26 protein-coding genes are annotated in these 23,678 nt (G+C 68.0%); 15 read left to right on the top strand and 11 right to left on the bottom strand.

What is annotated here, in order from left to right; all coding sequences use genetic code 11:
- Positions 1 to 32 precede the first annotated feature (32 nt).
- The 3 genes from AVT10_RS04835 to AVT10_RS04825 all read left to right on the top strand — a co-directional run bounded on the left by AVT10_RS04835 (position 33) and on the right by AVT10_RS04825 (position 4,403).
- Positions 33 to 1,706, top strand: coding sequence for a M28 family metallopeptidase (locus AVT10_RS04835; protein ID WP_066688906.1), 1,674 nt, complete (start codon positions 33 to 35; stop codon positions 1,704 to 1,706).
- Positions 1,707 to 1,841: 135 nt separating this feature from the next.
- On the top strand, positions 1,842 to 3,455 hold the full coding sequence (locus tag AVT10_RS04830; protein ID WP_066688904.1) for a M28 family metallopeptidase: 1,614 nt from the start codon (positions 1,842 to 1,844) through the stop codon (positions 3,453 to 3,455).
- Positions 3,456 to 3,575: 120 nt separating this feature from the next.
- On the top strand, positions 3,576 to 4,403 hold the full coding sequence (locus AVT10_RS04825; protein WP_066688902.1) for an NAD(P)-dependent oxidoreductase: 828 nt from the start codon (positions 3,576 to 3,578) through the stop codon (positions 4,401 to 4,403).
- On the opposite strand, the gene AVT10_RS04820 is transcribed toward AVT10_RS04825, so the two are convergent.
- The 3 genes from AVT10_RS04820 to AVT10_RS04805 all read right to left on the bottom strand — a co-directional run bounded on the left by AVT10_RS04820 (position 4,313) and on the right by AVT10_RS04805 (position 9,070).
- Positions 4,313 to 5,224, bottom strand: a complete 912-nt coding sequence (locus AVT10_RS04820) for a DMT family transporter (RefSeq protein ID WP_066688898.1) — start codon at positions 5,222 to 5,224, stop codon at positions 4,313 to 4,315. The two genes, AVT10_RS04825 and AVT10_RS04820, sit on opposite strands and share 91 nt — an antisense overlap.
- Positions 5,221 to 6,222 carry a threonine aldolase family protein gene (locus tag AVT10_RS04815; protein ID WP_066688896.1) on the bottom strand — a complete coding sequence of 334 codons (1,002 nt, stop codon included), beginning with the start codon at positions 6,220 to 6,222 and terminating at the stop codon, positions 5,221 to 5,223. The genes AVT10_RS04820 and AVT10_RS04815 overlap by 4 nt, the downstream gene beginning before the upstream one ends.
- A gap of 688 nt (positions 6,223 to 6,910) precedes the next feature.
- Complete coding sequence (locus AVT10_RS04805; protein ID WP_066688892.1) at positions 6,911 to 9,070, bottom strand: transglycosylase domain-containing protein; 2,160 nt, start codon at positions 9,068 to 9,070, stop codon at positions 6,911 to 6,913.
- Positions 9,071 to 9,332: 262 nt separating this feature from the next.
- Here AVT10_RS04805 and AVT10_RS04800 point away from each other — a divergent pair, with 262 nt between their 5' ends.
- Positions 9,333 to 9,695 (top strand): DUF4440 domain-containing protein, encoded by a 363-nt coding sequence (locus AVT10_RS04800; RefSeq protein WP_066688891.1) that lies wholly within the window; start codon positions 9,333 to 9,335, stop codon positions 9,693 to 9,695.
- Positions 9,696 to 9,722: 27 nt separating this feature from the next.
- Here AVT10_RS04800 and AVT10_RS04795 read toward each other — a convergent pair whose 3' ends face one another.
- Together AVT10_RS04795 and AVT10_RS04790 are read right to left on the bottom strand one after the other, a co-directional pair.
- Entirely contained in the window at positions 9,723 to 10,169 is a 447-nt protein-coding gene (locus AVT10_RS04795) for a DUF3291 domain-containing protein (RefSeq protein ID WP_066688884.1), read from the bottom strand.
- On the bottom strand, positions 10,166 to 10,732 hold the full coding sequence (locus AVT10_RS04790; protein ID WP_066688883.1) for an HNH endonuclease: 567 nt from the start codon (positions 10,730 to 10,732) through the stop codon (positions 10,166 to 10,168). The genes AVT10_RS04795 and AVT10_RS04790 overlap by 4 nt, the downstream gene beginning before the upstream one ends.
- 56 nt (positions 10,733 to 10,788) lie before the next feature.
- Here AVT10_RS04790 and gluQRS point away from each other — a divergent pair, with 56 nt between their 5' ends.
- Genes gluQRS through AVT10_RS04760 form a run of 6 tightly spaced genes read left to right on the top strand, consistent with a single transcriptional unit; the run spans position 10,789 to position 15,591 of the window.
- Positions 10,789 to 11,688 (top strand): tRNA glutamyl-Q(34) synthetase GluQRS, encoded by a 900-nt coding sequence (gene gluQRS, locus AVT10_RS04785; protein ID WP_066689020.1) that lies wholly within the window; start codon positions 10,789 to 10,791, stop codon positions 11,686 to 11,688.
- 9 nt (positions 11,689 to 11,697) lie between these two features.
- Positions 11,698 to 11,925: a twin transmembrane helix small protein gene (locus AVT10_RS04780; protein ID WP_066688881.1), complete on the top strand. Its 228-nt coding sequence runs from the start codon at positions 11,698 to 11,700 to the stop codon at positions 11,923 to 11,925.
- Positions 11,926 to 11,933: 8 nt separating this feature from the next.
- Positions 11,934 to 12,500, top strand: a complete 567-nt coding sequence (locus tag AVT10_RS04775) for a cob(I)yrinic acid a,c-diamide adenosyltransferase (RefSeq protein WP_066688879.1) — start codon at positions 11,934 to 11,936, stop codon at positions 12,498 to 12,500.
- Between the two features lie 9 nt (positions 12,501 to 12,509).
- Positions 12,510 to 13,766, top strand: a complete 1,257-nt coding sequence (egtB, locus tag AVT10_RS04770) for an ergothioneine biosynthesis protein EgtB (protein WP_066688877.1) — start codon at positions 12,510 to 12,512, stop codon at positions 13,764 to 13,766.
- Positions 13,766 to 14,740: an L-histidine N(alpha)-methyltransferase gene (egtD, locus tag AVT10_RS04765; protein WP_066688875.1), complete on the top strand. Its 975-nt coding sequence runs from the start codon at positions 13,766 to 13,768 to the stop codon at positions 14,738 to 14,740. Before egtB ends, egtD begins: the two co-directional genes overlap by 1 nt.
- Entirely contained in the window at positions 14,737 to 15,591 is an 855-nt protein-coding gene (locus AVT10_RS04760) for an endonuclease/exonuclease/phosphatase family protein (RefSeq protein WP_232307874.1), read from the top strand. The genes egtD and AVT10_RS04760 overlap by 4 nt, the downstream gene beginning before the upstream one ends.
- A 13-nt stretch (positions 15,592 to 15,604) precedes the next feature.
- Here the strand turns inward: AVT10_RS04760 and AVT10_RS04755 are convergent, their stop codons facing one another.
- Positions 15,605 to 16,663: a DUF1176 domain-containing protein gene (locus AVT10_RS04755; RefSeq protein WP_066688873.1), complete on the bottom strand. Its 1,059-nt coding sequence runs from the start codon at positions 16,661 to 16,663 to the stop codon at positions 15,605 to 15,607.
- Positions 16,664 to 16,751: 88 nt separating this feature from the next.
- On the opposite strand from AVT10_RS04755, the gene AVT10_RS04750 reads away from it, so the two are divergent.
- The 3 genes from AVT10_RS04750 (at position 16,752) to AVT10_RS04740 (ending at position 18,293) form a co-directional block, all read left to right on the top strand.
- Positions 16,752 to 17,621 carry a 3-hydroxyacyl-CoA dehydrogenase NAD-binding domain-containing protein gene (locus tag AVT10_RS04750; RefSeq protein ID WP_066688872.1) on the top strand — a complete coding sequence of 290 codons (870 nt, stop codon included), beginning with the start codon at positions 16,752 to 16,754 and terminating at the stop codon, positions 17,619 to 17,621.
- An 83-nt stretch (positions 17,622 to 17,704) separates the two neighbouring features.
- Entirely contained in the window at positions 17,705 to 18,100 is a 396-nt protein-coding gene (locus AVT10_RS04745) for a hypothetical protein (RefSeq protein ID WP_232307873.1), read from the top strand.
- Entirely contained in the window at positions 18,093 to 18,293 is a 201-nt protein-coding gene (locus AVT10_RS04740; RefSeq protein ID WP_066688870.1) for a helix-turn-helix transcriptional regulator, read from the top strand. Before AVT10_RS04745 ends, AVT10_RS04740 begins: the two co-directional genes overlap by 8 nt.
- 134 nt (positions 18,294 to 18,427) lie before the next feature.
- Here AVT10_RS04740 and AVT10_RS04735 read toward each other — a convergent pair whose 3' ends face one another.
- From AVT10_RS04735 to AVT10_RS04725, 3 genes are all read right to left on the bottom strand, one after another.
- Positions 18,428 to 18,730, bottom strand: coding sequence for a YggT family protein (locus tag AVT10_RS04735; protein ID WP_084401359.1), 303 nt, complete (start codon positions 18,728 to 18,730; stop codon positions 18,428 to 18,430).
- A gap of 126 nt (positions 18,731 to 18,856) precedes the next feature.
- Positions 18,857 to 19,753, bottom strand: coding sequence for an acetylglutamate kinase (argB, locus tag AVT10_RS04730; protein WP_066688868.1), 897 nt, complete (start codon positions 19,751 to 19,753; stop codon positions 18,857 to 18,859).
- Between the two features lie 289 nt (positions 19,754 to 20,042).
- On the bottom strand, positions 20,043 to 20,711 hold the full coding sequence (locus AVT10_RS04725) for a queuosine precursor transporter (RefSeq protein ID WP_066688867.1): 669 nt from the start codon (positions 20,709 to 20,711) through the stop codon (positions 20,043 to 20,045).
- Between the two features lie 131 nt (positions 20,712 to 20,842).
- Here AVT10_RS04725 and AVT10_RS04720 point away from each other — a divergent pair, with 131 nt between their 5' ends.
- On the top strand, positions 20,843 to 22,105 hold the full coding sequence (locus tag AVT10_RS04720; protein ID WP_066688866.1) for a NupC/NupG family nucleoside CNT transporter: 1,263 nt from the start codon (positions 20,843 to 20,845) through the stop codon (positions 22,103 to 22,105).
- Positions 22,106 to 22,209: 104 nt separating this feature from the next.
- Positions 22,210 to 22,614 (top strand): Hpt domain-containing protein, encoded by a 405-nt coding sequence (locus tag AVT10_RS04715; RefSeq protein WP_084401357.1) that lies wholly within the window; start codon positions 22,210 to 22,212, stop codon positions 22,612 to 22,614.
- A gap of 233 nt (positions 22,615 to 22,847) precedes the next feature.
- On the opposite strand, the gene bfr is transcribed toward AVT10_RS04715, so the two are convergent.
- Positions 22,848 to 23,339 (bottom strand): bacterioferritin, encoded by a 492-nt coding sequence (gene bfr, locus AVT10_RS04710; protein ID WP_066688864.1) that lies wholly within the window; start codon positions 23,337 to 23,339, stop codon positions 22,848 to 22,850.
- Between the two features lie 102 nt (positions 23,340 to 23,441).
- The gene (locus AVT10_RS17685) at positions 23,442 to 23,612 is read right to left on the bottom strand and encodes a (2Fe-2S)-binding protein (RefSeq protein ID WP_084401356.1); all 171 of its coding nucleotides are present in this window, start codon (positions 23,610 to 23,612) and stop codon (positions 23,442 to 23,444) included.
- Positions 23,613 to 23,678: the final 66 nt, after the last annotated feature.

Genomic DNA, 23,678 nt, shown 5'->3' with positions numbered 1-23,678 from the left:
CTGTATCTATGGTCGCTTGTCGAAGGATTCCAATGTTCCGTCCAGCCTTGTTGCTCGGTCTTCTCATCAGCACCGCCGCTATCGCGCAGGATGCGCCGCCGGCTCCCGCTCCCGCCGCCCCCACCGCCGCGGAAAGCCAAGCGCGCAATGCCGAGCTGAACGCCGTCCTGCCGCCCGCGCAGGCGGCGATGAAGGCGCATGTCATGTTCCTGGCGAGTGATGCGATGCGCGGTCGCGACGCCGGCTCGCCCGAATATGATATCGCCGCCAATTACGTCGCGTCGCAATTCTATGCGGCGGGGCTGCGCCCGGCGGGCGACGATGGCAGCTATCTGCAGAAGGTGCCGCTGATCAAGGTCGGCCCGGCGGACATGGGCAAGCTGAGCCTGAACGGGCAGGCGCTGACCTTCGGCCAGGATTATCTGCCGGGGGTCAATCCGGCGTCGGCGGAGACGACGCTGGCGGCGCCGGTGGTCTATGTCGGTTACGGCGTGTCGTCGCCGACCCGCGACGACTATGCGGGCCTCGACGTGCGCGGCAAGATCGTGGCGGTGGTGCGCGGTGCGCCCAGCGGCCTCGACAGCGAGGAAGCGGCGCATTTCGGCGGCCTGCCGACCAAGGCGGGGATCGCCAGGGCAAAGGGCGCGGTCGGCATCATCGCGCTCCAGACCCCGGAGGTTTCCGCGCGGATGCCGATGGCCAAGACCGTCGCCACCGCCCAGCCGACCAGCGTCACCTGGGCCGAGGCCGACGGCAAGGGGCACATCATCGGCGGCGGCGTGCCGACTCTGGCGACGCTGAGCGCGGCCGGTGCCGAAAAGCTGTTCGCCGGTTCGGGCACCAGCTGGGCCAAGGCGGCGAGCGCGCTGTCGGGCAAGGGCAAGTTCCGCGGGCTGACGCTGAAGCCGCGTCTCGACGTGGCGATCAAGACGGTCACCACCCCGCTGCCGAGCTACAACGTCGCCGGCATCCTGCCGGGCAGCGATCCGGCCGTCGCGCCGGAAACGGTCATCCTGTCGGCCCATCTCGACCATGTCGGGGTCGGCACGCCGAACAAGAAGGGCGACACGATCTATAACGGGGCGATGGACAATGCGGTCGGCATCGCCTCGCTGATCGAGGAGGCCAAGCGGTTCAAGGCGGCGGGCAAGGCGCCGCGCCGCTCGATCCTGTTCCTGGCGGTCACGGCGGAGGAGAAGGGGCTGGTCGGTTCCGATTACTTCGCCAACAATCCGACGATCGGAAAGGCGCGGATGGTCGCCAACGTCAATCTGGACATGCCGATCATCACCTACAAGTTCAGCGACGTCATCGCGTTCGGCGCGGTGCGATCGAGCCTGGGCGACATCGTGAAGCGTGCGGCGACGACGGCGGGCGCGGCCTTCTCCCCCGATCCGATGCCCGACATGGCGCTGTTCGTGCGGTCGGACCATTATCGGTTCGTGCAGCAGGGCGTGCCGTCGGTGTTCCTGTGGCCGGGCACGTCGGGGCCGGGCAAGGCGGCGGTCGATGCGTTCTTCGCCAATAATTACCACCAGCCATCGGACGAGGTGGTGCAGAGCCCGCCGATCGATTGGGAATCGGGCGAACGCTTCATCAACGTCAATTACCAGATCGCCCGCGACATCGCCGACGCAGCCCAGCGGCCGGCGTGGAACAAGGGCGATTTCTTCGGCACGCTGTATAACGGGTACGGCGCGAAGTAACCCCGGCTAGCCACGTCATCCCGGCGAAGGCCGGGATCCAAGGTTCCGCAAGCGCCGAAGCGTTCGGTTATGCGGCACGGTGGATCCCGGCCTTCGCCGGGATGACGAATTTGGATGACGTGATTGAGGATTTTCATGCGCCTTCTTCCGCTTGCACTGTTGCTGGCATCTACGGGCGCCCTTGCCCAGACCGCGCCCCTGACCCCGGAAGAGGCGGCGATGCGGGCGCATGTCGCGTTCCTCGCGTCGGACGACATGAAGGGCCGCGCGCCCGGTACGCCCGAATATGATCGTGCCGCCGCCTATGTCGCCGAGCAGATGCGCGCCGCCGGCCTGCAACCGGCGGGCGACAACGGCACCTATCTGCAGAGCGTGCCGCTCGCCTCGGCCGTGCCGGCGGGGAAGGGGAGCCTGACCGCCGCCGGGCGGCCGGCACTGACCTTCGGCAGCGATTATCTGACCTCGACCAGCTTCCTCGAACCCGATTTCCGCCGGTCGGGCGAGGTGGTGTTCGTCGGGCGCGGCGTGGTCGATGCGGCGAACGGCATCGACGATTATGCCGGGCTGGACGTGCGCGGCAAGATCGTCGCCTATCTCTATGGCGCGCCGGCCAGCCTGCCGAGCGAGATCCGCGCGCATCTGGCGAGCGGCGATACCAAACGGGCGACGGCGGCGGCCAAGGGCGCGATCGGCGTGATCCAGATCGAGAATACCGAACAGACGCATCGCTATCCCTTCAGCTATCTGATGTCGGTCTATCGCAGCCCACGCATGACGTGGGTCGGCAAGGACGGGCGTCCGCATGTCGCGGGCAGCGGCGCGCCGTCGATCGCGTCGCTCAGCGCGACAGGGGCCGCCAAGCTGTTCACCGGATCGGCGCTCGACTGGGCCGCGGTGGTGAAGGCGGATGCCGCCGGACAGGCGATGCCGCGCGGCGCCACCGGCGTGCGGGTGTCGACGAAGCAGCGCTCCAGGGTGACGCGCTTCACCAGCAGCAACGTCGTCGGCGTGTTGCCGGGCAGCGATCCGGCGCTGAAGGGCGAATATGTCGCGCTGTCGGCGCATCTCGACCATATCGGCATCTCGACCGATCCGACGCTGCCCAAGGGCGCGGACCGGATCAACAACGGGGCGATGGACAATGGCGTCGGCACGGCGGCGATGATCGAAGTGGCGAAGCAATTCGCCGCCGATCCGCGCAAGCCCCGCCGCAGCCTGATCTTCGTCAGCGTGACGGCCGAGGAGAAGGGGCTGATCGGCAGCGAATATTTCGCGCTGCACCCGACCGTGCCCCAGGGGTCGATCGTCGCCGACGTCAATCTCGACATGCCGATCCTGTCCTATCGCTTCGAAGACATGGTCGCGATCGGTGCCGACCATTCGACCGTGGCGCAGGCGGTGGCGCGGGCGGCGGGCAAGCGCGGGATTGCGCTCAGCCCCGATCCCGAGCCGGAAGAGGCGATCTTCGTGCGGTCCGACCATTACAGCTTCGTCAAGGCGGGGATTCCGGCGGTGTCGCTCGACACCGGATGGAAGGGGCCGGGCAAGGCGGCGGTCGCCGATTTTCTGGAGCATCGCTATCACCAGCCGGGCGACGACATGAACCAGACGTTCGACTGGACGGCAGGGCGGATGTTCGTTGCGATCAACCACGACATCGCGCTCGACCTGGCCGATGCGGATGCGCGGCCACGGTGGAACAAGGGCGATTATTTCGGGGTGTTGTATAACGGTTATGGGGCGAAGTGAGCCTGAGCGGCCCGCTGCCGTACCCCCGCGCAGGCGGGGGTCCAGAGCCAGGCAGGACGCCGTTTCGATCGTAATCCTGGACCCCCGCCTGCGGGGGTACGGCGTAGCTGGAGTATCGCTGTGCGCCTGCTGATCTTCGGGTTGGGATATACGTCGCGGGCGATTGCGGCGCGGCTGGAGCCTAGGGGCTGGCGGGTCGTGGGCACGACGCGGGACGGGCGCGACGGCAGCATCGCCTTTGCCGACCGCGACCGGGTGCGGTTCGAGGCGGAACAGGCGACCGCGATCCTGTCCAGCGTGCCGCCGGACAAGGACGGCGATCCGGTGCTGGAACGGTATCGCGACGTGCTGGGCGGGCGGACGCTCGCCTATCTGTCGTCGACCGGGGTGTATGGCGATGCCGGCGGCGGCTGGGTCGATGAGAGTGCGCCGATCGCCGGGCGGCGGGCGAACCGCAATGCGGCGGATGCGGCATGGCTGGCGCTGGGGGCGCGGGTGTTCCGGCTCCCGGGCATCTATGGGCCGGGACGATCGCCCTTGGAGCGGGTGGCGGCGGGGGAGGCGCACCGGGTCGATTGTCCGGGACAGGTGTTCAGCCGGGTGCACGTGGCGGATGTTGCCAAAGGTGTGGCGTATGGCCTCACAAAACCGGCAGGATCGTATAACGTATCCGATAATCTGCCGGCGTCGCAGAACGAAGTGGTGGAATATGCCGCGCGGCTGCTGGGCGTGGCGCCGCCGCCGTTCGTGCCCCTGGAGACGCTGAGTCCGATGGCGCGGGCCTTTTATGGCGAGAACCGGCGGGTGGCGAACGGCAAGGCGAAGCGGCTGCTGGGCTGGGCGCCCGACTATCCCGATTACCGGTTCGGTCTGCGCGCCTTGAGCGCCACCACCAGCCCGGCCAAGGCCAGCGCCGCACCCGCCCCGGCGAGTGGCGACCAGCGATAATCTTCGAACAAAGTTGACAGCAGCATCGCGATGACCGGCACGACGACGCCGTTATAGGCCGCCTTGGCCGGGCCGATCGTGCGAATAAGCCCGTAATACAAGGTGAAGGCGACCGCCGAGGCGATGATGCCGAGGTAGAGCAGCCCGCCAACATAGGACCAGCGCCAGTCGAACACCGGCGGCCCGACGGTCAGGCTGGCATAGGCGGCGTCGATGGCGGCCCCGATCAGCATCGCGACGCCGAGCAGCGGCACCATCGGATAGGCCCGCGCGGTCGGTGTCGCCTGCATGACGTTGGCGACCGATGCCGCGAACACGCCGGCGAGCGCAATGCCCAGCCCCAGCACGACCGCCGGGCCGTTTTCGGGATGCTCGCGCGCTTCGTGGAGGAACAGCAGGGCGACGCCGGCCAGCGCGATCGCCGATCCGACCAGCAGCTGCCGCCCCATGCGCTGCCCGAGGAAAATGCGCGCGAGGATCGAATTGGGCACGACCAGCAGCGCATACATCAGCGCGACCAGCCCCGAGGTGACATATTGTTCGGAGCGGTAGACGAAATTGAAGTTGAGGCAGAATTGCGCAAGGCCAAGGCCGGCGGCGAACAGCCAGCCGCGCCGGTCGAGCCGCACCCGGTCGCCGCGCCACCAGCCCCAGGCGAGCATCGTCACGCCCGCGATGACGAAGCGATAGGTGACCGACCACGACGCCGGCACCACGCCCAATTGGTCGCGGATCACGATCCAGGTCGATCCCCAGATCAGCGTGACGATGGCGAAGGGGATCAGGACCGCCGGGGTCGCCGAACGCGGGGTGTCGCTCATAGCGCGGCGATCGCTTGTGCCAGCGGGGCGACGGTCGCCGCGTCCTGATCCCATGCCACCACCAGTCGCGCTTGTCCCACGCCCCAGTCGTAGAAATCGAACCCCTGCGCGCGCAGGGCGGCGGCTTCGTCGGCGGTAAGGCGCAGGAACACCTCGTTCGCCTCGACCGCATGGACCAGCCGGTCGCCCGCTGCCTGCGCCAGCATCGCCGCCCCGGCATTGGCGACGCGGGCATTGGCGAGCCAGACATCGCCGTCGAGCATCGCCAGCAGCTGCGCGGCGAGGAAGCGGCCCTTCGACGCGAGCAGCCCGGCACGCTTGCGGCGATAGCGGGCGACCTTGGCGAGTTCGGGGCGGAAGAAGACCAGCGCCTCGGCTGACATGCCGCCATTCTTGATGAAGCCGAACGACAGCGCGTCGACGCCCGCCTGCCACGTCACGTCGGCGGGGGTGCAGCCGAGATGGGCGATAGCGTTGGCGAAGCGGGCGCCGTCCATGTGCAGGCCGAGGTTGCGGGCCTTGGCGAGCGCGCCGATCGCGGCGACCTCGTCCGGGGTATAGACCCGGCCGGCCTCGGTCGCCTGGGTGATCGAGACGGCGTGCGGCTGCACCTGATGTACGTCGTCGCGGATGGTCGACAGGAAGGCGTCGATGGTCGGCGCGTCGAGCTTCGCGCCGTCGCCGTCCAGCAGCATCAGCTTGGCGCCATGGGTGTAGAATTCGGGGGCGCCGCCCTCGTCATTCTGGATGTGCGCTTCGGCGTGGCAGACGATGCCGCCATGCGGCGGGCACATCGCGGTCAGCGCGAGGCAGTTGGCCGCCGTGCCGCTCGGCACCCACAGCACCGCCACCTCGCAGCCGAACAGGTCGGCGAAGCGCGCGTCGAGGCGGCGGCTCAGCGCGTCGCCGTCATAGGCGGTGTCCTGTCCGTTCGCGGCGACGATCGCGTCGAGGACGGCGGGACAGGCGGGGGCGGCGTTGTCGGAAAAAAAGCGCATGCCAATGCCTTGGGCGGATCGGGGTTGGGGGTCAACCGGGGGTGCGGAGTCGTTCGCTATCCCGGCGCAGGGCGTGGCTCCGGCGCGCTGCCACATCCCCGCGCAGGCGGGGATCCAGGGTGACATGCGCAACGCTTCGGTCTGGCTGGCGCTGGCCCCCCGCCTGCGCGGGGGTGCGGTCGGTGAGACGTCGAGCTTCCGGTTCGACGGTCGCGGAAGAAGCGGGACCCCGGGTCGAGCCCGGGGTGGCGGGGGGGGGGGTGCTTTCCCGCCATCGTCACTCCCGCGGAGGCGGGAGGCTATTGGCGCTGGCGTTCGGGATGGACGCGCCGGCGTTGCGTCTATGGATTCCCGCCTGCGCGGGAATGACGATAGGGACGCTATGAAGCGCCACATCCCCGCGCAGGCGGGGATCCAGGGTGACATGCGCATCGCTTCGGTCTGGCTGGCTCTGGACCCCCGCCTGCGCGGGGGTACGGTCGGTGGGAACGTCGAGCTTCAGGTTCGGCGGTCGCGGAAGAAGCGGGACCCCGGGTCGAGCCCGGGGTGACGGGGAGGGGGGCGGTGCTTCCCGCCATCGTCACTCCCGCGGAGGCGGGAGGCTATTGGCGCTGGCGTTCGGGATGGACGCGCCGACGTTGCGTCTCTGGATTCCCGCCTTCGCGGGAATGACGAGGGTGCGTTCGCCCTATTGCTCGTCCTCTTCCGGCGGGCGGCGGTCTTCGGGCGGGGGCGGTTCTTCCTCGCGGCGGCGGCGGTCGTTGGGGCCGATGCGGACCTGGCCGTCGCGGTCGAGCGAGACGTCGAAGCCCGGCCCCTCGATCGTCGGCGGCGCGTCGAACGGGTTGCCGAGCATGTCCTGTACCGCGTCGATCGCATTGTCGATCGGTTCGGGTTCGGGCGCCGCGACCGGCACCGGATCGCGCAGGTTCAGCGCCTGTCGCATGAAGTCGCGCCAGATGCGCGCGGGCAGGCCGCCGCCGGCCAGCCCCGGATTAGTGCTGTTGTCGTCATTGCCGAGCCACACCCCGGCGACGATCCCGCCGGCATAGCCGATGAACAGCGCGTCGCGATTGTCCTGCGTCGTGCCGGTCTTGCCGAACGCATCGACCGGCAGGTTGGCGGCGATGCCGGTTCCCTGTCGGATCGAGGCGGCGAGCAGGGTGCGCATCCCCTCCAGCTCGTCACGCGACAGCGTGCGCCGGGTCGAACGCAGCCGGTCGAGCCAGGTCGGTTCGTCCTGTTGCGCCAGGCCGCGCGGGATCACCGGTGCCTCGCCCGCCGCGATCGCGGCATAGGCGCTGGTCAGTTCGAGCAGCGACGTGGTCGAGGTGCCGAGCGCGATCGACGCTTCGTTGGCGATCGGCGTGGTGATGCCGAGGTCGCGGGCGGCGCGGATGACGTTCTTGACGCCGACTTCCTTGGTCAGGCGGGCGGCGGCGACGTTGCTCGACCGCTGGAACGCGCGTTCCAGCGTGATCGTGCCGAGATAGCGCCCGTCGCTGTTCTTGGGGCTCCATTCGCCGATGGTGACCGGTTCGTCGAGCACCTGGCTCTGCGGATTGAGGCCCGATCGCAGTGCGGCGAGATAGACGAACAGCTTGAAGGTCGATCCGGGTTGGCGCCGCGCCTGTACCGCGCGGTTGAACGGGCTGGCGGCGTAATTCTTGCCGCCGACCATCGCGATCACCCGGCCATCGGGGCGCATCGCGACGATCGCGACCTGGGTCTGGCGAAGGCCGGCGTTGCGCACCGCGCGTTCGGCGGCGCGCTGCATGCGGATTTCCAGCGTCGTCGTCACCTTGCGATCCGCGCCGACGCCGCCTTCGCGGTCGCGCGCCTGCGGCAGCACCCAGTCGGCGAAATAGGTGCCCGAGGGCAGGGTGCTGTTGCCGGTGACGCGCAGCACGGCGGGCTTGACGCGGTTCGCCTCGGCCGGGGTGAGGTAGCCCGCGTCCTCCATCGCGCCGACGACGACCGCCTGCCGCGCACGCGCGCCCTTCAGGTTGCTGGTCGGGGCGAGGCGCGAGGGCGCTTTCACAAGGCCTGCCAGCATCGCCGCCTGTCCGACGGTCAGGTCCTTGGGCGCGCGGCTGAAATAATGGCGCGCGGCGGCGTCGAGGCCGTACGCATTGTCGCCGAAATAGGCGTTCGACAGGTAACGAGACATGATCTCGTCCTTGGTCAGCCACGCCTCCAGCCAGAAGGCGATAAGCACCTCGCGAATCTTGCGCGCGGCGGTGCGGTCCGAATCGAGGAACGCGTTCTTCGCCAGCTGTTGCGTGATCGTGCTGGCGCCCTGCCGCACGCCGCCCGCCGCGGTGTTGGTCCACATCGCCCGCGCGATCCCGCGCGGGTCGATGCCCCAATGGGTGCGGAAGCGGCGGTCCTCGATCGCCATGAACGCTTCGGTGACGTGCGCGGGCAGCCTGGCCGCGTCGACCGGCTTGCCGATGTTCGCACCGCGCTCGGCGATCGGCGTGCCTTCCGCCGACAGCAAGGTGATCGACGGCGGGGCGGGCGGTTCGAGCGATTTGGACATCGGCGCGGTGAACGCGAGCCAGCCGATGGCGAGGATCAGCAGCAGGATGAACACGCCCAGCCCGCGCATGGCCCAGCGCAGCCACCAGCGAAGCGGGCGCCGCTTCCTTGCGGCGGGGGGGGCTTCGGGGGGCGGGGGCGGCGTGCCCGCGCCGGGGAAGCTGCGGTCATAATCCGCCAGCGCGTCGTCGAACGCGGCCAGCCGCCGGCGCCGCTCCAGTGCCTCGCCGGTCAACGGGGTCGACAGGCGGCCGATCCGGCTGGGATCGATCGGGCCGGAGGGCGGGGACGGGGGATCGTAAGCCATGGTACCGGCCGTGTATTACCGGTCTGATACAGCCTCGGCAAGCGGACTTGCGGTGGGGTGAGGGTGATGTTTTCGATCCAGCGTTGCCGGATGAGGGCGGTGCCGGCCCGCTCCCCCACCCGGCCACCCACACGGTATCCTCGATGGGTGGCCGGGTGGGGGAGCGGGCCGGCACCGCATCCGCCGTGAGGCGGACGAACATGCCGCACGGAACCGGCAGATGGCCCAAACGCTAAACGCCGGCAACGACAGGAGAATCGCCGTGGACGACGATCGTATCTGGAATTTCGAGGAAAGCCTGTGGACCGCCGACGCGGCGCATTACGAGGAATCGGTCGACGACGCATGCCTGATGGTGCTGCCGACGCCGCCGTTCGTGTTCACGGGGCAGCAGGCCATCGACGCGGTCAAGGACACGCCGCGCTGGGAACAGGTGTCGCTGACCGAGCGCCAGGTCGCGCGGCCGCAGGAAGGGCTGATCGTCGTCGCGTACAAGGCGGAGGCGCACAAGGGAGGCGAGGCGTACACGGCGTACTGCACCTCGACCTATCGTTGGATCGAACATGGCGTGTGGACGGTGGTGCAGCACCAGCAGACTCCGCCGCTGACGTCGAAGGGCGAATAGACCGCGACGCCAAATCGTCACCCCGGGTCAAGCCCGGGGTGACGTTGAGTTTGGCGGTAGGTCGACGCCGGCTGTGACGCGTGGCGGCGTGAACGTCATCGGATCATGACCGGTCGCCGGACGATGTACCTTCGATACGCGACCTTCCGCCCGCATCCGGCGGTCGGCATCGTTCCAGTCGGGTAGCGTCGCATCGTCCTGTACCCAATGCACGATGCTCGCCTGATCGCACCAGCGCATCAGTTTCGGCATCGCGCGACGGTGCGGCCCGGCGGTCATGTACGCACGCATCGACGCAGCATCGTCCCACGCGGTCATCGTCCAATAGGTCTGGCGACGATCGGCCAGCATCCGCCCGCCGCGATAGCCCTCGGCGCGCCTTACCTGCCGCGCGCTCAACCACGTATCGATCAGGAACGCCGGCAGGAAGCGCGCGGACCGGATGCGCAGCCGGGTGATGCTGACGAAGGTCACGCCTCCAGCTCGACGTCCCAGTAGAGCCAGTCGTGCCAGGTTTCGTGCAGATGGTTGGGCGGGAAGCGGCGGCCCTGTTCCTGCAGCTGCCAGCTGGTCGGGCGGATCGGCTGGACATGGAGCGGCATCGCCGCCTGTTTGGGCGTCCGGCCGCCCTTGCGCAGGTTGCACGGCGCGCAGGCGGTGGCGACATTTTCCCAGGTCGTCCGCCCGCCTTGCGCGCGGGGTACGACGTGATCGAAGGTCAGGTCGTGGGTCGCGCCGCAATATTGGCAGCTGAACCGGTCGCGCAGGAACAGGTTGAAGCGGGTGAAGGCCGGGAATTCCGACGGCCGCACATATTGCTTGAGCGCGATGACCGAGGGCAGCTTGATCCGTGCGGTCGGGCTGCACACTTCGCGGTCATATTCGGCGACGATATCGACCCGGTCGAGGAATACGGCCTTTACCGCCGTCTGCCACGGCCACACGCTGAGCGGATAATAGCTCAACGGCGTATAGTCCGCGTTGAGCACCAGCGCGGGGCAGCCATCGGGATGGCGGAGGCGATCGGGATGGTACATGAAGTCCCCCTCGCGTAAACGTCGGCGCCGATATGATCGGCAACGATGACGCGGACATGACAGCACGGCGCGATACCCAAAGTCAAACCGGCGAGGTCGTCACCCGGTTCGCGCCCAGTCCTACGGGCGCGCTGCACGCGGGCCATGCGGTTGCGGCGATCGCGGCGCATGACCGGGCGCGGACGGCGGGCGGGCGGTTCCTGCTGCGGATCGAGGATATCGATACCGGCCGCAGCCGGCCGGAGCATGTCGCGGGCGTCCTGCGCGATCTGGAATGGCTGGGGCTGGCATGGGACGGGGAGGTCGTGTTCCAGTCGCAGCGGATGGCGCGCTATGCCGATGCGCTCGACCGGTTGCGGGTAGCGGGCCTCGTCTATCCGTGTTTCTGCACCCGCGCCGATATCGCCCGCGAACTGGCGGCGAGCGCGTCGGCGCCGCATGGGGTCGATGGCGCGGTCTATCCGGGGACATGCCGCGCGATCCCGCCGGAGGTCGCCGCCGCGCGGCTGGGCGAGCCGCATGCGTGGCGGATCGATATGGCGCGGGCGGTGGCGCTGGCGGGGCCGCTGACATGGACCGACGAGCTGGCCGGCACGGTCGTGGCCGATCCGCTGGCACAGGGCGACGTGGTGCTGGCGCGCAAGGATGCGGGCACCAGCTATCATCTGGCGGTGACGGTGGACGATGCGGCGCAGGGGGTGACCCATGTCGTGCGTGGGCTGGACCTGTTCGCCGCGACGCATATCCACCGGTTGTTGCAGGCGCTGCTCGACCTGCCGGTGCCGGTGTGGCGGCACCACCCGCTGCTGCTGGGACCGGACGGGCAGCGGCTGGCCAAGCGCAACGGTGCGCCGACGCTGGCGGCGCTCCGGGACGGGGGCGTCGACGGGCGGGCGTTTGCCGATGATCTGCGGGCCGGTCGACTCCCCATTGGCTTTGCGCTGGCAAGTGCTTAGCTTGGCGTCATGAACACCTTCCTGGTCCTGTTGCTGATCGCGGCGATGATCGCGGTCGTCGTCGCGTTGATACGCGGCATCGTGTCGTTCCTGGCGCAGGGCAGCGCCGAGGCGCGGGGCGAGGGGCCGAGCGAACATGCGCTGAAATCGAACAAGATGATGCAGGCGCGCGTGCTGTTTCAGGCGATCGCGATCCTGATCGTCGTCGTGCTGCTGTTCTTCGCCGGACGCACCTGACCACGACGATGGTGAAGCTGACCAAGATCTACACCCGCACCGGCGACGGCGGGACCACCGGGCTGGTCGACGGATCGCGCGTGGCGAAGGACGCCGCGGTGATGCAGGCGATCGGCGATGTGGACGAGGCCAATTCGGCGCTGGGCGTCGCCATCGCCGCGCTGGGCGAGCATCCCGACACGAAGACGCTGCTGACGATCCAGAACGACCTGTTCGATCTGGGCGCCGACCTGGCCACCCCGCCGTCGATCGACGGGGCGCTGCGCATCGTGCCGGAACAGGTGACGGCGCTCGAACAGGCGATCGACCGGGCCAATGCCGGCCTGTCGCCGCTGACCAGCTTCATCCTGCCCGGCGGGTCGGCGGCGGCGGCGGCGCTGCATCTGGCGCGCGCGATCGTGCGCCGGGCGGAGCGATCGGCGGTGGCGGCGTCGCACGATGCGCCGCTTAACCTGCATCTACTGGCCTATCTCAACCGGCTGTCGGATTTTCTCTTCGTTTTCGCGCGGCTTGTGAACCAAAGTGCCGGTGGAGACGTTTTGTGGGTACCGGGCGGGGAGCGTCCGGCACCCTAGGAGACGATCATGCGAGCGACACCGGCCGACCGGTCCGACCATCCGCTCGCACATCGTTACCGCACCGTCCGATCGCTGACCGATTCGCTGGCGGCACCGCTGTCCGATGCCGATGCCACCGTTCAGTCGATGGACGATGCGTCGCCGGCCAAATGGCATCTGGCGCACACCACCTGGTTCTTCGAAACCTTCGTCCTGCGCGACCATGTGCCCGGCTATACGCTGCACGACGACCGTTTCCCGTTCCTGTTCAACAGCTATTACGAGGCGGAAGGCCGGCGCCATGCGCGCAGCCGGCGCGGGATGATTACCCGCCCCAGCCTGGACGAGGTGCGCGGCTATCGCGCGGCGGTCGATGCCGCCCTGCTCGCCGCCTTGCCGACCCTGTCGGAGGCCGCGCAGGAACTGGTGGCGCTCGGCTGCAACCATGAGGAGCAGCATCAGGAATTGCTGCTGACCGACATTCTCCACCATTTCAGCGAGAACCCTCTGGAGCCGGCGATGTTCGCGCCCGAGCCCAAACGCCCGGTGGCGGTGCCGCCGCCGACCGGCTGGATCGAGCATCCAGGCGGGATCGTGCAGGTCGGCCATGGCGGACAGGGCTTCGCGTTCGATTGCGAAGGGCCGCGGCATGACGTGCTGCTCCACGCCCATGCCATCGCCGACCGGACCGTCACCAATGGCGAATGGGCGGCGTTCATCGCGGATGGCGGCTATCGCGACGCGCGGCTGTGGCTGGCCGATGGCTGGGCATGGGTGCAGGCGAACGGGATCGACGCGCCGCTCTATTGGGAGCGGCAGGGCGAGGTCTGGACCCGGTTCGGGCTGGACGGGCGGCGCGCGATCGATCCCGCCGCGCCGGTGACGCATGTCAGCTTCTTCGAGGCGGATGCCTATGCGACCTGGGCCGGTGCCCGCCTGCCGACCGAGTTCGAATGGGAGGCCGCCGCCGCCGCCCATGATCCGGCGGGCGGCAACCAGCTGGACCATGCCCATGCGGTCGAACCGCGCCCGTCGAGCGGCGGGCCGGCGTTCTTCGGCGATGTGTGGCAATGGACCGGCAGCGCCTACCGCCCCTATCCCGGCTTCCGCACCGTGGAGGGCGCGGTCGGCGAATATAACGGCAAGTTCATGAGCGGGCAGTTCGTGCTGCGCGGGAGCTCCTGCGCCACGCCGCGCGGCCATGCGCGCGCCTGCTACCGCAATTTCTTCTACCCCCATCAGCGCTGGCAATTCACCGGCGTCCGCCTTGCAAAGGATCTGTGATGCTGCTCAGCGACGACGTGCCGATGGTGACCCGTGCCGACCCCGCGTTCCGCGCCGATGTGCTGGCCGGGCTGTCGCTGTCGCAAAAGGCGATTCCGGCGCGCTGGTTCTATGACCGCAAGGGGTCGGAGCTGTTCGAGGACATCACCGCGCTGCCCGAATATTATCCGACGCGCGCCGAAACCGCGATCCTGAAGACGATCTGCCCCGAACTGGTCGGCGCGGTCGGCGACGGCGTGGCGGTGGTGGAGTTCGGATCGGGATCGTCGGTCAAGACGCCGATCCTGCTCAACTGCATCGAACCGGCCGCCTATGTCCCGATCGATATTTCGGGCGATTTCCTGCGGTCGTCGGCGGCGACGCTGAGCGGGCAGTTTCCGGGGCTGCCGGTGCTGCCGGTCGAGGCGGACTTCATGCATCCGGTGCCGTTGCCCGATGCGGTGGCGGACATGCCCAAGCTCGGCTTCTTCCCCGGATCGACCATCGGCAATATGGAACCGCTGGCGGCGGGTACGCTGTTGCGCGCAATGCGCGACTGGCTGGGCGAAGGCGCGATGCTGCTGATCGGGATCGACCGCGTGAAGGACGAGGATACGCTGGTCGCCGCCTATGACGATGCGGCAGGCGTGACGGCTGCGTTCAACCTGAACCTGCTCGACCGGATCAACCGCGAGCTGGCCGGCACGGTGCCGGTCGACGCGTTCGCGCACGAAGCGCGCTGGAACGACGATGCCGCGCGGATCGAGATGCATCTGCGCGCGACCCGCGACGTGGGTTTCACGGTCGACGGGCGATCGTTCGCGATGCGCGCCGGAGAGACGATCCATACCGAGAACAGCCATAAATATGGCGACCGCGACGCGCGGCTGTTGCTGCGCAGCGGCGGGTGGACCCCCCAGCAGCAATGGTGCGGCGACGATGGCGCGTTCTGCGTGATCCTGGCCGAAGCGCAGACGGTGCCGATCGCCCCGTGATCCGTCTTGTCCTGACGATGGTGGCGCTGGCGGCGGCGGTGCCGGCAGCGGCGCGCGACCTGACCGTGATGAGCCTCAACATCCGCCTGCCCGCCGAGGGCGACGGGGCAAATCGGTGGGAATTGCGGCGTGACCTGACCGCCGCGACGATCCGCCGGGCCGATCCGGACGTGATCGGCATGCAGGAATTGTTCAAGCTACAGGCCGACGACGTGGTCGCCCGGCTGCCGCGCTATCGGTGGATCGGCGTCGGGCGCAGCGGGACCGGCCGGGCAGAGGACGAGCATATGGGCGTCTTCTACCGCGCCGACCGGCTGCAGGTGGAGCGCTGGGGCAATTTCTGGCTGTCGGACACGCCCGAAGTGCCGGGCAGCATCAGCTGGGGACACCCTTATCCGCGCATGGTGACCTGGGCGATCTTCCGCGAGCGGGACGGCAATCGGTTCGCGATGTTCAACACGCACCTGCCGTACCGCGCCGAGGACGAGGCGGCGCGCGAGAAGGGCGCGGCGCTGCTCGCGGCACGAATCCCGGGGATCGCCGGCGACCTGCCCGTCGTGCTGACCGGCGATTTCAACACCGTGCCCGACAGCCCGACTCATCGCCGGCTGGAACGCGATCTGAGCGATGCATGGGTCGCGACCAGGCGCCGTAGCGGACCGGAGGCGACCTTTCACGGCTTTACCGGCACGCCCGACCGGCGGATCGACTGGATTTTCACGCGCGGCTTTACGCCGGTGTCGGTGACGACGATCGATACGCGCCGGGGCGATGTGTTTCCCTCGGACCATTATCCGGTGGTCGCGGTGCTGCGGCGCGCTCGGCAAGGTTCTGCGTCACCCCGGACGTGATCCTGGGCGAAGCCTAACGGATCACCCGCGCGGTCCACGTCCGGATGAAGTCGGGATTGCCGTGACAGTCGTCCATCTGGCGCTGCTCGATCAGGCGGAAGCGGGTGCCGTCCCATGCATAGCGTTGCGTCATGCCGCAATCTCCCAGCCCCCGCCCCTTGGCGAAGGTGTCGAGGATGCCGTCCTCGAACGTCGCGTTGTACACCAGGTCGCCGTCGGAATCGCCGGCGACCGGCATGTCGAACGAGGCCGGCATCGCCTCGCCCCGTTCGATCACGAACAGCGCGGACAGGATGTTATAGGCCCCGGCGGCGCAGGGCACGATCGCCAGCGTGCGCGGGCCGTCCAGCGTCTTGGTGGTGACGTCGGGCAGGTCGTGGTCGTCGCAATCGGCCTGTTGGCGCATCCGGGTGATGAGCAGCGGGTCGAGCAGCGCGGCCTCCCCCCGGATGGTCGCGGCGCGGACGACCGGCAGCGGCGGGGCGGGGCGGGTATCGGGCTTCGTGCCGCGCGCGACGATCGCGCCGGTGGTGCCGACGCGCCCCTGCCGGTCGTCGATCCAGCGCAAGGCCGCCGACGCGCCGGTCAGCTTCAAGGGCGCGATGCTCTGGCCACCGGCGGCGATGAGGGTCAGCGTCCGGCCAATGGCGAGCTTCGCGGCGAGTGCCATTGCCGGAGCGCCGGTCAGGACGATGGCATCGTCCTGCTGCGTGCCGCCGCGCGCGACCGGTTCGTCATCGACCGTGGCGGTCAGCGGGAGCGCGATGTCGTCCTGGCTGCGCAGGCGGATCGCGACCGGGGCGTCGGCGCCGGGACCGCGTTCGATCGACAGGGTCAGGGCGGGGGCGTCGCCCTCTTCGGGCATCAGCGATCCCGCCTGGCAGGTGCCGCCATTGTCGCAGCCGACCGCCCAGTCGCCGAAGCGCTTGAGGGCCAGGGGGCGGGGCGGGGTGGCGGTGTCGGTGAGCGGCGTGGGCGAAGGCGATGCGCTCGGCGCCGGGGCGGGCGGTGCCGACGCGCCGTTGCAGGCGAACAGCGACAACGGCAGGGCGAAGGGCAGGAAACGGCGCATGGGGGTGCGATACCGGCATGCACCCGTGATCGAAAGCCGCTATTGCCGCGTTCGAGCCGGGAAACGGCATTTATCGAGAGGAAGCAGGATGAAGACGATTGGCGTGATCGGCGCGGGCCAGATGGGGGCCGGCATCGCGCAGGTATCGGCGCAGGCCGGCTATGACGTGCTGCTGTCCGACGTGTCGGTCGAGCGCGCGCAGGGCGGCAAGGACGGTATCGCCAAGCAACTGGCGCGCGCGGTGTCGAAGGAAAAGATCACGCAGGGCGATGCCGATGCGGCACTCGGGCGGATCACGCCGGTCGGCGACCTTGCGGCGATGGCCCCATGCGACCTGGTGATCGAGGCGGCGACCGAGCGGGAAGCGATCAAGCGCCAGATCTTCGAGACCGTGGGCAAGGCGCTGTCCGATACCGCGATCCTCGCCAGCAATACCTCGTCGATCCCGATCACGCGGCTGGCGCAGGCGGCACCCGACCCGGCGCGCTTCATGGGGGTGCATTTCTTCAACCCGGTGCCGGTGATGGGCCTGATCGAACTGATCCGCGGCCTTGCCACCAGCGACGCGACGGTCGCGGCGGTCGAGGCGTTCGGGCAGAGCCTGAACAAGCGGATCGTCCATGCCAATGACGCACCGGGCTTCATCGTCAACCGCGTGCTGATGCCGATGCTGAACGAGGCGTGCTTCGCGCTGGGCGAGGGCGTGGCGACGATCCCCGATATCGACGCGGCGTGCCAGCTGGGGCTCAATCACCCGATGGGGCCGTTCACGCTCGCCGACTTTATCGGGCTGGACACCTGTCTGGAGATTACCCGCGTCCTGTTCGAAGGGACCGGCGACCCTAAGTTCCGCCCCGCGCCGCTGCTGGTCAAATATGTCGAGGCCGGCTGGTACGGGCGCAAGGTCAAGCGCGGCTTTTATGATTATTCGGGCGAGGAGCCGGTGCCGACCCGGTAAAGGACGCTTGACGTAAAGCGAGCTTGTCATGTAAAGCGTCCTTCACAATAGTGGAGGACGCCGTGATGTCGATGCCGCCTGAAATGAAGCGCTATACCGTGCGGCTGATGAGCGTGATGACGCTGTACGGGGTCACGCTGGTCGGGGTGAATCTATGGTTCCGGCACGCGCCGCCGACAGGGGCGCTGGCCTATGTCGCGGCGGTACTGCCGGCGGTACCGATCGCGCTGGTATTCGTGGTGATCGGGCGGCTGCTCGTCGAGATGCGCGACGAGTATCTGCGGGCGCAGATGGTGCGTGATCAGCTGATCGCGACCGGAGTCACGCTGTCGATCACGACCGCCATGGGCTTTCTCGAAGGGTTCGGCATGATCGGCCATGTCGAGGGCTATTATGCGGCGACGATCTGGTTCGGCGCATTGGGGCTTGCCGCCTGCCTGCGCGGCATCGGCCGGTTGCGGGAGCGGGCCGATGGATAATCATCTGCGTACGCTCCGGGCCGAGCGTGGCTGGTCGCAGCAGCATCTGGCCGAACGGCTGGAGGTGTCGCGCCAGAGCGTCAACGCGATCGAAACCGGCCGCTACGACCCGTCGCTGCCGCTCGCCTTTCGGATTGCCGAGCTGTTCGGGCTGACGATCGAGGACGTCTTCGTCAGCTCGACGCGGGGTTAGCGCTCGAGTCATCCATCATGGGAACGTCACCCCAGCGAAAGCTGGGGTCTCAGGCGACTCTTGCTGCGCGCCCTTACCGGGAGATCCCAGCCTTCGCTGGGATGACGTCGGGTCCGAGTGCAAGCGACCGAACCTCAGATAAACGTCGCCACCGTCGCGCGGTAGATGGCCGGCAGGATGATGCCCTGCAGGATGCCGATCAGCACCAGCACCACGAACGGCGCGAAGTCGAGCGCGCCGAAATCGGGCAGGATGCGCCGGATCGGGCGGTAGATCGGCTCCGTCACCACCATCAGCCCGCGATAGAGCGAGCGGATGAAGTCGTTATGCGTGTTGATGACGTTGAACGCGATCAGGATCGACAGGAGCGCCTGTACGATGATGATCCACCACAGGACGTTCAGCAGTACCTGAATGATATCGAGCAGGACGTTCAACGCAGGGGGCCTTTCGCGAATGGCTCTCGACTATAGGGATGCGGACGCCCGGGTCCAAGCCTTGTCAGGTCGGTTCGGGGCCGGCGTGTTGTCGGTGCAACACAGCCGGCTGCCGTTCGTTCCTTGTCAGGCGTGGACCAGCGTGCCGGCGCCCTGTTCGGTGAAGATTTCGAGCAGCATGGCGTGCGGCACGCGGCCGTCGAGGATGACCGCCGCGTCGACGCCCTGCGCCACCGCCGATACGCACGTCTCGACCTTCGGGATCATGCCGCCGCTGATCGTGCCGTCGGCCTTAAGCTCGGCGATGCGCGCCGCGTCGAGGTCGGTCAGCAGCTCGCCGCTCTTGTCGAGCACGCCCGCGACATCGGTCAGCAGGAAGAAGCGCGAGGCGCCCATCGCCCCGGCGATCGACCCGGCCATGGTGTCGGCGTTGATATTGTAGGTGTCGCCATCCGCGCCCAGCGCGACCGGCGCCACGACCGGAATGAAGCCGTCGCGCGCGAGGCTGTGCAGGATCGTCGGATCGACCGCGACCGGCGTACCGACAAAGCCCAGGTCGACATGGCGTTCGATCCCCTGCGCGCGGTCGGGTTCGTTGCGGCCGACCTTTTCGGCGGTGACGAGGCGCGCGTCCTTGCCCGAAATGCCGACCGCCTTGCCGCCCGCCGCCGCGATCCAGGCGACGATTTCCTTGTTGATCTTGCCGGCCAGCACCATTTCCGCGACCTCGGCGGTGGCGGCGTCGGTGACGCGCAGCCCGTCGACGAAGCGCGATTCGACGCCCAGCCGCTTGAGCATCGCCCCGATCTGCGGACCGCCGCCATGGACGACGACCGGATTGATGCCGACCTGCTTCAACAGCACGACATCCTCGGCGAAATCGCGCGCCAGTTCGGGATCGCCCATCGCGTGCCCGCCATATTTCACCACGAAGGTGCGACCGGCATAGCGCTGCAGATAGGGCAGCGCCTCGGTCAGCGTTTCCGCCTTGGCGAGCATCTTCGGATCGGGTGCGTGGGTCATGGATGGGCGCTTTAGCGGGGTCGGGGGGCGGAAGGAAGAAGTTGGTTCACGCGGAGGCGCGGGGCGGCGGGAGAAAGAGATTTATTCGCGCAGAGGCGCAGAGGGCGCAGAGATAGTGCGCTCGCCGCGACAGCGGCTCTCCATCATCGGCTGCCGATAGAGAAGAGGCTGCGCCAGACCGGCCGCCATCGCCGGCACCACAACCTCTCAGCGCCCTCTGCGCCTCTGCGCGACAAAACCCCTTCTTCTTCTCCGCGCCTCCGCGCCTTCGCGTGAACCCGAATCCTTCTTACCGCGCCCGGTCCAGCCAGCGCCCCAGCCCGACAAAGGCATAGATCAGCGGCGGGACCAGCACGATCGACAGCACGACCTTGGCCAGCATCTGTCCGACCACCAGCTGCCCGATCGGGAACACGCCATAGAAGGCGACCGTCACGAAGATCAGCGTATCGACGATCTGCGACAGCACGCTGGCGATCGCCGCGCGCAGCCAGAGCAATTTGCCTTCGCCGCGCTTCAGCCAGCCGAAGATCGTGACGTTGAGCGTCTGCGATACGCCATAGGCGATGATCCCCGCGCCCCAGATGCGCCACGTCGCGCCGAGGATGATCTGGATCGCATCGCGATTGACCGGCAGCATGTCCGCCGATGCGGGCAGCGCCCACACGATCCATGACAGGATCATCGAGGTGATGAGCGGCACGAAGCCGAACCACACCAGATGCTTCGCGCGCCCCGGGCCATAGAGTTCGGCGATCGCGCTCGACACCACGACCAGCAGCAGGAAGGCGAAGATGCCCGCCTCCACCGCCAGCGGGCCGATCGCGACCTGCTTGTTGCCCAGCACGCCTGCGACGCAGACCATGCCGCCATAGAAGATCGAGAGGATGAACAGCGCGCGGGGCAGGGTGATCGTCGCGGACGCAGGTGCGGTCGCGGGCGGGGCGGGTGTCGTCATGACCCTTGCTAGTCCCGAAATCGGCCGATGGCAAAAGCGTTTGTCGCCGCTGGCGTCGCTGGCCGTGGCATGGCATGTCACGACGGTTTGGGCCGTCCGGGGCGGGCGGCGGGGCAGGGTAAGCGTTCAACATGACTCGTTTTCTGATCGGCATCGCCGGCATCGTCGTGATTCTGGGGATTGCCGTCGCATTGTCGACCAACCGCCGGGCGATCCGGCTGCGCGTGGTGGGGGCCGCGTTCGCGTTGCAGGTCGGGATCGCGGTGCTGGTGCTCTATACGCCATGGGGCAAGGGCGTGCTGGGCTTCCTGTCGGGCGGGGTCGCCAACCTGCTGGCCTATGCCAATGCCGGCACCTCGTTCCTGTTCGGGCCGCTCGCCCGGCCGGAAATCGGCGGGCAGAGCTTCGCCATCGCCGCGCTGCCGGTCATCATCTTCTTCGCGTCGCTGGTGTCGATCCTCTATTATCTGGGGATCATGCAGCTGGTCGTGCGCTGGATCGGCGGCGGCATCGAAAAGGTGATCGGCGTCAGCAAGGTTGAATCACTGTGCGCCGCCGCGAACATCTTCGTCGGCCAAAGCGAATCGCCGCTGGTGATCCGCCCCTATCTGGCAGGCCTGACCCCGGCACAGCTGTTCACGGTGATGACCAGCGGCATGGCGGGCGTCGCCGGCACGATCCTCGCGGCCTATGCGTCGATGGGCATCCGCATCGATTTCCTGCTGGCGGCCAGCTTCATGGCGGCGCCGGGCGGCATATTGATGGCCAAGATCATCATGCCCGACACGCCCGAACCTCCCGCCGGCGAACTGCCGCTGGGTGACGACCGCGAGGCGGAGGCGATCGCGCTGGCCGAGGCGACGCATGACGAGGAACGCCCGGCCAACATCATCATGGCGGCGGCCCAGGGCGCGCAGACCGGCGTGAAGCTGGCGGTGGCAGTCGGCGCGATGGTGCTGGCGTTCGTCGCGCTGGTGGCGCTGGCCAACGGGCTGCTCGGTGGCATCGGCAACTGGTTCGGCGTGGCGGACCTGAGCTTCCAGCGGCTGCTCGGCTATGTCTTCGCACCGGTCATGTATCTGCTGAACGTGCCGTGGAACGAGGCGGGGATCGCCGGCGGGCTGTTCGGGCAGAAGGTCGTGCTGAACGAGTTCGTCGCCTATATCTCGCTGGGCGAGGCCGGCGCGCAGCTGTCGACGCGGACGATCGCGATCATCACCTTCGCGCTGTGCGGCTTCGCCAATTTCTCGTCGATCGCGATCCAGATGGCGGTGACCGGCAGCCTGGCGCCGAACCAGCGGCCGATGATCGCCAAGCTCGGCATCCGCGCGCTCGTCGCCGGCAGCCTCGCCAACCTGATGTCAGCGGCGCTGGCCGGGCTGCTGCTCGCCTGAAATCCGGTCGGACGCGCCGGGTATCAACGCTCTGTTTACGATGGGTCGGCTAGATTCGACCCATCGTGCCGGACGCGGCGCGTTGAGTGACAGGACGGACAAAGATGCACCAGGGACTGATCGACGAGCGGACGCTGGCCAACGCGCGCGCGGAACTGGGCGCGAATTTCGTCCGCATTCTCGGCTATTTCAAGGAAGACGGCGTCAAGTCGCTGATCGCGATCGAACAGGCGATGCGGCAGCAGAATGCGGCGGCGATGGTGCTGCCGGCGCATACGCTGAAAGGGGAGTCGCGCCAGTTCGGTGCCGACACGCTGGCCGACCTGGCCGAGGTGATCGAGACGATCGCGCGCAACTGCGTCGAGACGCGCGACGTGCCGACCGAAGCACTGGAACATGTCGCGCAGCTGCGCCCGACGTTCGAGGCGACGCTGGGCGTGCTGGATCGCGACAGCAATCCGCTGGCGCAGCGGCGCAACGGGTTCGGAAAGCGGCCGGTCGCGCTGTAGGGCGATACGCTTAAGGACCACCCAAGGCCGAGTCCCGCCGGCGGTGAATCCGGCTGCGCTTTGACGTCACCCCAGCGAAGGCTGGGGTCTCAAGCGGCTCCTGCCATGTGATCCTACCGGGATATCCCAGCCTTCGCCGGGATGACGTCTGGTTCAGGCAGGGGGGGGGGCAGGCCCTAATGCACCGGTCCCGGGCCAACCGGCCGCGCGTCCACGCGGCCGGTCGCGTCGGGTCAGCCGCCGTGCTTGTCCAGTTCGGCGACCGAGTTGAGCTGCACGTAATTCTGGATGCCCATCCGCTCGATCATCTCGAACTGGGTTTCGAGCGTGTCGACATGCTCTTCCTCGTTCATCAGGATCTCGGCGAACAGGTCGCGGCTGACGAAATCACGGATGCTTTCGCAATAGGCGACGGCTTCGCGCAGCTGGGCGACGGCCTCGACCTCGATCGCCAGATCGGCTTTCAGCACCTCTTCGACGGTCTCACCGACGCGCAGGCGGCCGAGCAGCTGGAAATTGGGCAGGCCGTCGAGGAACAGGATGCGCTCCGCCAGTCGGTCGGCGTGCTTCATCTCGTCGATCGATTCGTGACGTTCGAACTGGGCCAGCTTGTAGACGCCCCAATGGTCGAGCAGGCGATAGTGCAACCAGTACTGGTTCACCGCCGTCAGCTCGTTCTTGAGCGCTTCGTTCAGAAATTCGATGACCTTGGCGTCGCCCTTCACGTCGTTCGTCCTTATATGATGACGAACCGCCCATACGCGTTTCGGGGCTTTGGCGACAGGGTAAAAATGGCGGATTTCCGCCGTTTTCGGCAGCTGCGAACGTTACGCAGCCGCGCGTTCCGCATCGATAATGGCTCGCGCGAACGGCACGCATTGCCCGCATTTCGCCTGGCATCCCAAGGCCCGGTACGCCTGGCAGGCGCTGCTGGCACCGCCCCGTGCGGCCGCGCGGACATCGCGTTCTTTGATGGCATTACAGACGCATACGACCATGTTCGACCCTCGCTCTGACGAGTCGATCAATAGTAGTAATGAAACTCGTTCGCAAGAGTTATTGCG

It is taken from the genome of Sphingomonas hankookensis (assembly GCF_001619955.1).
GTDB classification, from domain to species: Bacteria; Pseudomonadota; Alphaproteobacteria; order Sphingomonadales; family Sphingomonadaceae; genus Sphingomonas; species Sphingomonas hankookensis_A.
This window is presented reverse-complemented; position numbering and strand designations above follow the sequence as displayed.

Excerpts from the sequence above, each read along its gene's own strand:
- AVT10_RS04835 (WP_066688906.1), top strand. The coding sequence starts at position 33 with ATGTTCCGTCCAGCCTTGTTGCTCGGTCTTCTCATCAGCACCGCCGCT.
- AVT10_RS04830 (WP_066688904.1), top strand. The coding sequence starts at position 1,842 with ATGCGCCTTCTTCCGCTTGCACTGTTGCTGGCATCTACGGGCGCCCTT.
- AVT10_RS04820 (WP_066688898.1), bottom strand. The coding sequence starts at position 5,224 with ATGAGCGACACCCCGCGTTCGGCGACCCCGGCGGTCCTGATCCCCTTC.
- AVT10_RS04815 (WP_066688896.1), bottom strand. The coding sequence starts at position 6,222 with ATGCGCTTTTTTTCCGACAACGCCGCCCCCGCCTGTCCCGCCGTCCTC.
- AVT10_RS04805 (WP_066688892.1), bottom strand. The coding sequence starts at position 9,070 with ATGGCTTACGATCCCCCGTCCCCGCCCTCCGGCCCGATCGATCCCAGC.
- AVT10_RS04790 (WP_066688883.1), bottom strand. The coding sequence starts at position 10,732 with ATGTACCATCCCGATCGCCTCCGCCATCCCGATGGCTGCCCCGCGCTG.
- gluQRS (WP_066689020.1), top strand. The coding sequence starts at position 10,789 with ATGACAGCACGGCGCGATACCCAAAGTCAAACCGGCGAGGTCGTCACC.
- AVT10_RS04780 (WP_066688881.1), top strand. The coding sequence starts at position 11,698 with ATGAACACCTTCCTGGTCCTGTTGCTGATCGCGGCGATGATCGCGGTC.
- AVT10_RS04775 (WP_066688879.1), top strand. The coding sequence starts at position 11,934 with ATGGTGAAGCTGACCAAGATCTACACCCGCACCGGCGACGGCGGGACC.
- egtB (WP_066688877.1), top strand. The coding sequence starts at position 12,510 with ATGCGAGCGACACCGGCCGACCGGTCCGACCATCCGCTCGCACATCGT.
- egtD (WP_066688875.1), top strand. The coding sequence starts at position 13,766 with ATGCTGCTCAGCGACGACGTGCCGATGGTGACCCGTGCCGACCCCGCG.
- AVT10_RS04755 (WP_066688873.1), bottom strand. The coding sequence starts at position 16,663 with ATGCGCCGTTTCCTGCCCTTCGCCCTGCCGTTGTCGCTGTTCGCCTGC.
- AVT10_RS04750 (WP_066688872.1), top strand. The coding sequence starts at position 16,752 with ATGAAGACGATTGGCGTGATCGGCGCGGGCCAGATGGGGGCCGGCATC.
- AVT10_RS04745 (WP_232307873.1), top strand. The coding sequence starts at position 17,705 with ATGAAGCGCTATACCGTGCGGCTGATGAGCGTGATGACGCTGTACGGG.
- AVT10_RS04740 (WP_066688870.1), top strand. The coding sequence starts at position 18,093 with ATGGATAATCATCTGCGTACGCTCCGGGCCGAGCGTGGCTGGTCGCAG.
- argB (WP_066688868.1), bottom strand. The coding sequence starts at position 19,753 with ATGACCCACGCACCCGATCCGAAGATGCTCGCCAAGGCGGAAACGCTG.
- AVT10_RS04725 (WP_066688867.1), bottom strand. The coding sequence starts at position 20,711 with ATGACGACACCCGCCCCGCCCGCGACCGCACCTGCGTCCGCGACGATC.
- AVT10_RS04720 (WP_066688866.1), top strand. The coding sequence starts at position 20,843 with ATGACTCGTTTTCTGATCGGCATCGCCGGCATCGTCGTGATTCTGGGG.
- AVT10_RS04715 (WP_084401357.1), top strand. The coding sequence starts at position 22,210 with ATGCACCAGGGACTGATCGACGAGCGGACGCTGGCCAACGCGCGCGCG.
- AVT10_RS17685 (WP_084401356.1), bottom strand. The coding sequence starts at position 23,612 with ATGGTCGTATGCGTCTGTAATGCCATCAAAGAACGCGATGTCCGCGCG.